We start from the raw sequence: 6,768 nt of genomic DNA on the forward strand, positions 1-6,768 counted from the left end.
GGCAGGGATAGCGGATTCGGGACTGAAGCGCGAGCTTGAGTTTGGTGAAAGGGGCAGCGATATTGACGCAGCCAATCTGCTCGCGCAACCTTGGTATAAATAAGGTAGGGGGGAGCCGATGGCATACGCTGACGCGCTGAAAGAAATTCAGGCATTGATCCGATCGACGGAAACACTGGCCGCACTTGGAGCATTGGCCAAGATCAAGTCCGGAGCGATTGTCGCTGATCCCAATACGCATACCGCTTTGGAACAAGTCGTCGATGCTGTTGATCCTGCTTTTTTCGATGACCTTTCAGCGGAAGAGTTGTCGTTCCTTTGGGCGACGGCTTACGGCAATCTCAGTCGGGTTTTTGACCTTGTTGCGCACCCGGACAAGCCTGGCAATTGGGACTATTCCGATCCGACGGTTCTTGAGGCCCAAGGAAAGTCATCCAGAGCCGTAACGCGCTTCCTCAATGCTCACGCACAGGAAGATACTGAATTCCGGGCCCTACTTGAAGGTGGAGCCAGGATTTTGGACGTCGGCAGCGGGGTTGGCTGGATTTCAATCACGCTGGCTGAAAGTTGGCCGCATATTCATGTCGATGGCCTCGAGATCTTACCTCCTGCTCTGGAGCGCGCTCAGATCAATCTGGCCAATAGCGAGGTCTCCGACCGGGTCAGGTTTCTCGACAAGAATGTCACTGAGCTTGATGAAGAGGAGCGTTATGACGTCATATTTGTCCCGATGATGTTCATTCCCGAGAGCGCCCTGCGTGCAGCAATGCCTCGCCTGTGTCGCGCCCTTCGCCCAGGTGGGTTCCTTATCGTCGGCAATTATCGTCTTTCCGATGACCCTTTGATGCGCGCGCTTAACGGTCTCCAGACCTGCATATCCGGTGGCCGGGTTTGGGACGAAGAAGAGATTGGTGAACTTCTCTTGGAATACGGGTTCAAGCTGGAGTTGGATGTGGCGCCTGGAATGCCCATCTCTTTGCATCCGGGGCGAAGGATCAGGTAGGAATTTCATCTTGCGGGAAATGCAAACTTTCCCTTGCCCCCAAGGCCTAACCACCCTATAGACGCACATCGCGCGGATTCCCGGTAACGGGATTCGTGTGTATTGCATATAACCCACCAGACATAGGGTGACCTTCCGCTAAGACGGGAAGAGCTCTCTGGTGCAAGGAAAGGAAAAGGCGAATGAACGCCAAGGAACTGCGTGATCAGTCTCCTGACCAGCTGCGCGAAAAGCTGGCAGAGCTGAAAAAGGAAAGCTTCAACCTGCGTTTTCAGCAGGCCACCGGCGCCCTCGAAAACACTTCTCAGATGCGTAAAGTACGCCGCGACGCTGCGCGCGTGAAAACCATCCTGAGCGAACAAGCCAAAGCTGCGGCTGAGTAAGAGGAGCTGAGAGTATGCCCAAACGTATCCTGAATGGTGTTGTAACCAGCGCCGCAAACGAGCAAACCGTGACTGTTTCGGTTGAACGCCGCTTCAAGCACCCGCTGCTTCAGAAAACCGTTCGTAAGTCGAAGAAATATCGCGCTCACGACGAACAGAATGCCTATAAGGCAGGCGATAAGGTTCGCATCATCGAATGTGCACCGAAGTCGAAAACCAAGCGTTGGGAAGTTCTGGAAGGCTAAGTTTAACTTACCTTCCCGGACGACTTAACAAGTCGAAACCCTGGGGGTTCCGCCATGCATCGGCGCCCCAAAGGTCGGGAGAAACCACATGATCCAGATGCAAACCAATCTGGATGTAGCTGACAACAGCGGCGCTCGCCGTGTTCAGTGCATCAAGGTTCTGGGTGGTTCCAAGCGTAAATACGCATCCGTTGGCGACATCATTGTTGTCTCGGTTAAGGAAGCCATCCCGCGCGGTCGCGTAAAGAAAGGTGACGTCCGTAAGGCCGTCGTCGTTCGCACCGCCAAAGAGGTCCGTCGTGACGACGGTACCGCAATCCGTTTTGACCGCAACGCTGCTGTCATCCTGAACAACAACAACGAGCCCGTGGGCACCCGTATCTTCGGACCGGTTGTTCGCGAACTGCGCGCGAAGAACTTCATGAAGATCATCTCGCTGGCTCCGGAGGTGCTGTAAGATGGCTGCTAAGTTGAGAAAAGGCGACAAGGTTGTCGTTCTGGCCGGCAAAGACAAAGGTAAACAGGGCGAGATTTCGTCGGTTGACCCGAAAGCTGGCAAAGCCATCGTTGATGGTGTGAACATCGCAATCCGCCACACCCGTCAGAGCCAGAACGCACAAGGTGGCCGCATCCCGCAAGCGATGCCGATCCAGCTGTCGAACCTGGCCCTTCTGGACAAGAACGGCAAAGCAACGCGCGTTGGCTTCCGCGAGGAAGACGGCAAGAAAGTGCGTTTCGCCAAAACCACTGGGGAGACTGTCTGATGCTGGATACCGCAAACTACACCCCCCGCCTGAAGACCGTTTATCAGGACAGCATCCGTGCCGCCCTGAAAGAGGAATTCGGCTACAAGAACGACATGCAGATCCCGCGTCTGGACAAAATCGTTCTGAATATTGGTTGTGGCGCTGAGGCCGTTAAGGACTCGAAAAAAGCCAAGTCAGCAATCGAAGATCTGACCAAAATCGCCGGCCAGCAGGCCGTTGGTACGAAAGCGCGCAAGTCGCACGCTCCGTTCCGTCTGCGTGAAGGTATGATCATCGGTGCAAAGGTGACCCTGCGCGGCGAACGGATGTATGAATTCCTGGACCGCCTGATCACCATCGCGATGCCCCGTATCCGCGACTTCCGCGGCGTATCGGGAACCTCGTTTGACGGTCGTGGCAACTATGCCACCGGCCTGAAAGAGCACATCGTGTTCCCAGAAATCGACTTTGATAAAGTTGATGAGACCTGGGGCATGGACATCGTGATTGCCACCACCGCTGCAACCGACGCGGAAGCAAAGAGCCTGTTGAAGCACTTCAACATGCCCTTCAACAGCTGATCCGCGGGAAGGAAAAGACATGGCTAAAAAAGCAATGATCGAACGCGAGAAGAAGCGCGAAAAGCTGGTGGCAAAATATGCTGCTAAGCGTGCTGCGCTGAAAGAGATCGCAAACGACGAAAGCAAGTCGATGGAAGAGCGTTTCACCGCCCGCCTGAAACTTGCAAAACTGCCGCGTAACTCGTCGGCCACCCGCTTGCACAACCGCTGCCAGCTGACCGGTCGTCCTCACGCTTACTATCGTAAGTTGAAAGTTTCGCGTATCGCGCTGCGGGAACTTGGCTCTGCTGGCCAGATCCCCGGCATGGTGAAATCGAGCTGGTAAGGGAGAGAAGATATGAACGATCCTATCGGCGATATGCTCACCCGTATCCGCAACGCTCACATGCGTGGCAAGTCCACCGTTTCGACCCCAGCGTCGAAACTGCGCGGCTGGGTTCTGGATGTACTGGCTGACGAAGGCTACATCCGCGGCTACGAAAATGGCACTGACGAGCGTGGGCTTCCCACTCTTGAAATCAGCCTCAAATACTACGACGGCACGCCCGTTATTCGCGAATTGAAGCGAGTATCGAAGCCTGGTCGTCGCGTCTATATGGGTTCGAAAGACATCCCGCAGGTCCGTCAGGGTCTGGGTGTGTCGATCGTTTCGACCCCGAAAGGCGTCATGTCCGATGCAAACGCTCGCAACCAGAATGTTGGTGGCGAAGTGCTTTGCACCGTCTTCTAAGGAGGTCTCTATGTCTCGTATTGGTAAAAAACCGGTCGAGCTGCCCTCTGGCGTAACTGCCAGCTTGTCGGGCCAGACCGTAGAAGTGAAGGGCCCCAAGGGAACCCTCACTTTCACCGCCACAGATGATGTGACCATCGCGATTGAAGACAACAGCGTGTCGGTTGAACCGCGCGGCAAGTCGAAGCGTGCACGTCAGCAGTGGGGCATGAGCCGCACGATGGTTGCCAACTTGGTGACCGGCGTAAGCGAAGGCTTCAAGAAAGAGCTGGAAATCAACGGTGTTGGTTATCGTGCTCAGATGCAGGGCAACACCCTGAAGCTGAACCTTGGCTACTCGCACGATGTTGATTTCGTTGCTCCGGAAGGTGTCACTGTCACCGCTCCGAAGCCGACGATCATCATCGTAGAAGGCATCGACCAACAACTCGTCGGCCAGACCGCGGCCAACATCCGCGAATGGCGTAAGCCCGAGCCCTACAAGGGCAAAGGTATCAAATACAAAGACGAGTATATCTTCCGCAAGGAAGGTAAGAAGAAGTAAAGGACCAGACAGATGGCAAACAGCAAACGGACCCTGTTCCTCAAGCGCCGCCTGCGCGTCCGGAACAAACTTCGCAAGCACAATGTCGGCAAGCTGCGCCTTTCGGTGCACCGCTCGTCGAAAAACATCAGTGTTCAGATCATCGACGACGTTCAGGGGACTACCCTTGCTTCGGCTTCGTCGCTGGAAAAAGCACTTGGTGTTGTTGGCAAGAACAACGTGGAGGCCGCTTCCAAAGTGGGCGCCGCGATTGCCGAACGTGCGAAAAAAGCTGGCGTCGAAGAATGCTACTTCGACCGCGGCGGCTTCCTGTTCCACGGCAAAGTGAAGGCTCTGGCCGACGCTGCTCGTGAAGGTGGCCTGAAGTTCTAAGAACTTTGAGAGGGGCAGTGGTGATCCGCTGCCCTTCCGATGATCCGGGGACACGCGTTGAATATTCGGGGCGCGTTCACTGGGATTGAGTTACACGGCGCAAGACGCCGCCTATGAAAGGATGTTCTCATGGCAGAACGTGAAAACCGCCGGAACCGCCGCGAACGCGACGAAGCTCCGGAATTTGCAGATCGCCTGGTAGCGATCAACCGCGTGTCGAAAACCACCAAGGGTGGTAAAAACTTCGGCTTCGCAGCTCTGGTCGTTGTTGGCGACCAAAAAGGCCGCGTCGGCTTTGGTAAAGGTAAAGCGAAAGAAGTGCCCGAGGCCATTCGCAAAGCCACCGAACAAGCCAAGCGCCAGATGATCCGCGTACCTCTGAAAGAGGGCCGCACCCTGCACCACGACGCCGAAGGTCGTCACGGCGCTGGTAAAGTGATCATGCGTACTGCACCTGAAGGTACCGGAATCATCGCCGGTGGTCCGATGCGTGCCGTATTCGAGATGCTGGGCATCAAGGACGTTGTGTCGAAGTCGATCGGCTCGCAGAACCCCTATAACATGATCCGCGCCACCATCGACGGTCTGAAAAAAGAAGCCAGCCCCCGCCAGGTCGCTCAGCGTCGTGGCAAAAAGGTTGCTGACATTCTGGGTGCTAAGTCGGACGCTCCGGCTGAAGCCGCAGACGCGTAAGGAGATCTGACCAATGGCTAAAACCATCGTTGTAAAGCAGGTCGGTTCGCCGATCCGTCGCCCCCAAGACCAGCGCGCTACGCTGATCGGTCTGGGCCTGAACAAGATGCACAAAACCCGTGAGCTTGAAGATACCCCCGCAGTGCGCGGCATGATCTCCAAGATCTCGCACATGGTTGAGATCATCGAGGAAAAAGGCTGAGCCTCGGCTTAGACTTTCTTCTGAAGAATTCGAGCACCCCGATCAGAAATGGCCGGGGTGTTTTTGTATCTTCTGTTCCGGCGTCCATGGGGCTACCTTTGGGCTATCAGATGTTTGGGATGCGCTATGAGTGGTGAGAAAAACTGGAAGATTGAGGGCGAAACTCTTCCACCGGAACTGTTGGCGATGCTCAAGGAGAAGTCGCAGGCCATGCAAAAGGCGCTTGATGCTTTACCACGACCGCTCGCACCTCCATGGCAGGAGTTTCCCAACTATTCGCGCGTGAGTATGGGATGGCGCATGGGGGCAGGTGAATCGTATCTGGACTATTTCCGGGAATGGTTTCTCTCATTGCCTAAAGAAGATAGGCAAGCGTACCTCATGGCAACTGCCATTCCAGATGGGTGGGCTGGTTGGTTGGAGACAATTCAGCCCTAAACATCACCACCCATGCATCCCCTGCAACTCAGGCTTTCCGATTCAGCGGTGGTTGTTTGGCCTGCCCCCTTCTATCACGGCGGCAACTCTACATTACCCTGTTAAGGACCGCCAAGATGAACGCTCTGATCAATCCCGTGACCCCGCTGGCTTCCGCCATTGCTGACCTTTTCGTTGCTGTGCAGACCGCTGTTCGTCGTTTCATGAACTCGGATTGCACCCCGACTTGGACCGAGTTCATGAAGGACTGCAACAAAAGCTAAGCGCTTTAGACATTCTCCCGGACAAACCCTCGGTGGCATCTGCCCCCGGGGGTTTTTCTTTTTGGGATTGGAGCTGGTCGATAATGCGCGTCATTCGCTTGTGACTGGCGAGGCTCCTGATCCTTGCTGATCTGCAGGTGGCAGAATTCGACACGCGACTTCGACTCTTCTGATGTGAAGCCAGCCCTCATCGTAGCGCCCGAGTGGATTGAGAACAGGCTCGCGGCAGGGGAGCGGCAGGTTACATTTGGCGGGCGACTCGGCGAGTCGCCAGACGAGTCGCGCGATTCCGTCCCGATTCAGAGGAATTGCAGGCCGAGTCTCGCCAAAAATCGGTTCCACACCCTGCTTCGCCCCTGTTTGCTCCTGTGATTCCGGCTCTGAGCGCGGGTTTAGCCCTCAAGATCGAAGATGAGTAAAAGAAAGTTAGCTTCGTAAACCCCTTATTTATAAGGGTCATACGAGAAAAATCGCTCAATATGACATTTTTCTGAAAAAAGCGCTTGCGGGTCCGGTCCAGTAACCTTAGAACCCACTTCACCGGCGGCGCTGAGGCGCACAACGGGAC

General features: G+C 55.3%; 14 protein-coding genes. All 14 read left to right on the forward strand.

The features are described from left to right. Positions 1-118 precede the first annotated feature (118 nt). A complete protein-coding gene (locus G0Q00_RS15475) occupies positions 119-1,003 on the forward strand; it encodes a cyclopropane-fatty-acyl-phospholipid synthase family protein (protein WP_163040972.1) in 885 nt (294 codons plus the stop codon). A gap of 182 nt (positions 1,004-1,185) precedes the next feature. Next, positions 1,186-1,386 carry a 50S ribosomal protein L29 gene (rpmC, locus tag G0Q00_RS15480; RefSeq protein ID WP_108857547.1) on the forward strand — a complete coding sequence of 67 codons (201 nt, stop codon included), beginning with the start codon at positions 1,186-1,188 and terminating at the stop codon, positions 1,384-1,386. A 14-nt stretch (positions 1,387-1,400) separates the two neighbouring features. Next, positions 1,401-1,631 carry a 30S ribosomal protein S17 gene (gene rpsQ, locus G0Q00_RS15485; protein ID WP_108857546.1) on the forward strand — a complete coding sequence of 77 codons (231 nt, stop codon included), beginning with the start codon at positions 1,401-1,403 and terminating at the stop codon, positions 1,629-1,631. An 88-nt stretch (positions 1,632-1,719) separates the two neighbouring features. Continuing rightward, positions 1,720-2,088, forward strand: coding sequence for a 50S ribosomal protein L14 (rplN, locus tag G0Q00_RS15490; protein ID WP_007118848.1), 369 nt, complete (start codon positions 1,720-1,722; stop codon positions 2,086-2,088). 1 nt (position 2,089) lies between these two features. Then, positions 2,090-2,395, forward strand: a complete 306-nt coding sequence (gene rplX, locus G0Q00_RS15495; protein WP_163040974.1) for a 50S ribosomal protein L24 — start codon at positions 2,090-2,092, stop codon at positions 2,393-2,395. After that, positions 2,395-2,958 (forward strand): 50S ribosomal protein L5, encoded by a 564-nt coding sequence (gene rplE / locus G0Q00_RS15500; RefSeq protein WP_163040976.1) that lies wholly within the window; start codon positions 2,395-2,397, stop codon positions 2,956-2,958. The genes rplX and rplE overlap by 1 nt, the downstream gene beginning before the upstream one ends. Positions 2,959-2,977: 19 nt before the next feature. Beyond that, a complete protein-coding gene (rpsN, locus tag G0Q00_RS15505) occupies positions 2,978-3,283 on the forward strand; it encodes a 30S ribosomal protein S14 (protein WP_142854829.1) in 306 nt (101 codons plus the stop codon). Between the two features lie 12 nt (positions 3,284-3,295). Next, a complete protein-coding gene (gene rpsH / locus G0Q00_RS15510) occupies positions 3,296-3,688 on the forward strand; it encodes a 30S ribosomal protein S8 (protein WP_163040978.1) in 393 nt (130 codons plus the stop codon). Positions 3,689-3,698: 10 nt separating this feature from the next. Beyond that, positions 3,699-4,232: a 50S ribosomal protein L6 gene (rplF, locus tag G0Q00_RS15515; RefSeq protein ID WP_163040980.1), complete on the forward strand. Its 534-nt coding sequence runs from the start codon at positions 3,699-3,701 to the stop codon at positions 4,230-4,232. Positions 4,233-4,244: 12 nt separating this feature from the next. Further along, positions 4,245-4,604, forward strand: coding sequence for a 50S ribosomal protein L18 (gene rplR, locus G0Q00_RS15520; protein WP_163040982.1), 360 nt, complete (start codon positions 4,245-4,247; stop codon positions 4,602-4,604). Positions 4,605-4,733: 129 nt separating this feature from the next. Beyond that, positions 4,734-5,297, forward strand: a complete 564-nt coding sequence (gene rpsE, locus G0Q00_RS15525) for a 30S ribosomal protein S5 (RefSeq protein WP_133484939.1) — start codon at positions 4,734-4,736, stop codon at positions 5,295-5,297. A 13-nt stretch (positions 5,298-5,310) separates the two neighbouring features. Continuing rightward, a complete protein-coding gene (rpmD, locus tag G0Q00_RS15530) occupies positions 5,311-5,499 on the forward strand; it encodes a 50S ribosomal protein L30 (protein WP_108857538.1) in 189 nt (62 codons plus the stop codon). Positions 5,500-5,625: 126 nt separating this feature from the next. Next, a complete protein-coding gene (locus tag G0Q00_RS15535) occupies positions 5,626-5,937 on the forward strand; it encodes a hypothetical protein (protein ID WP_163040984.1) in 312 nt (103 codons plus the stop codon). A 116-nt stretch (positions 5,938-6,053) separates the two neighbouring features. Further along, on the forward strand, positions 6,054-6,200 hold the full coding sequence (locus G0Q00_RS15540) for a hypothetical protein (RefSeq protein WP_163040986.1): 147 nt from the start codon (positions 6,054-6,056) through the stop codon (positions 6,198-6,200). Positions 6,201-6,768 lie beyond the last annotated feature (568 nt).

Origin of the sequence: Aliiroseovarius sp. PrR006 (assembly GCF_010500215.1) — a bacterium.
Taxonomy (GTDB): Bacteria; Pseudomonadota; Alphaproteobacteria; order Rhodobacterales; family Rhodobacteraceae; genus Aliiroseovarius.

Excerpts from the sequence above, each read along its gene's own strand:
- rplN (WP_007118848.1), top strand. The coding sequence starts at position 1,720 with ATGATCCAGATGCAAACCAATCTGGATGTAGCTGACAACAGCGGCGCT.
- G0Q00_RS15475 (WP_163040972.1), top strand. The coding sequence starts at position 119 with ATGGCATACGCTGACGCGCTGAAAGAAATTCAGGCATTGATCCGATCG.
- rpsH (WP_163040978.1), top strand. The coding sequence starts at position 3,296 with ATGAACGATCCTATCGGCGATATGCTCACCCGTATCCGCAACGCTCAC.
- G0Q00_RS15540 (WP_163040986.1), top strand. The coding sequence starts at position 6,054 with ATGAACGCTCTGATCAATCCCGTGACCCCGCTGGCTTCCGCCATTGCT.
- rpmD (WP_108857538.1), top strand. The coding sequence starts at position 5,311 with ATGGCTAAAACCATCGTTGTAAAGCAGGTCGGTTCGCCGATCCGTCGC.
- rplF (WP_163040980.1), top strand. The coding sequence starts at position 3,699 with ATGTCTCGTATTGGTAAAAAACCGGTCGAGCTGCCCTCTGGCGTAACT.
- rpsN (WP_142854829.1), top strand. The coding sequence starts at position 2,978 with ATGGCTAAAAAAGCAATGATCGAACGCGAGAAGAAGCGCGAAAAGCTG.
- rplX (WP_163040974.1), top strand. The coding sequence starts at position 2,090 with ATGGCTGCTAAGTTGAGAAAAGGCGACAAGGTTGTCGTTCTGGCCGGC.
- rpsE (WP_133484939.1), top strand. The coding sequence starts at position 4,734 with ATGGCAGAACGTGAAAACCGCCGGAACCGCCGCGAACGCGACGAAGCT.
- rpmC (WP_108857547.1), top strand. The coding sequence starts at position 1,186 with ATGAACGCCAAGGAACTGCGTGATCAGTCTCCTGACCAGCTGCGCGAA.
- rpsQ (WP_108857546.1), top strand. The coding sequence starts at position 1,401 with ATGCCCAAACGTATCCTGAATGGTGTTGTAACCAGCGCCGCAAACGAG.
- rplE (WP_163040976.1), top strand. The coding sequence starts at position 2,395 with ATGCTGGATACCGCAAACTACACCCCCCGCCTGAAGACCGTTTATCAG.
- rplR (WP_163040982.1), top strand. The coding sequence starts at position 4,245 with ATGGCAAACAGCAAACGGACCCTGTTCCTCAAGCGCCGCCTGCGCGTC.
- G0Q00_RS15535 (WP_163040984.1), top strand. The coding sequence starts at position 5,626 with ATGAGTGGTGAGAAAAACTGGAAGATTGAGGGCGAAACTCTTCCACCG.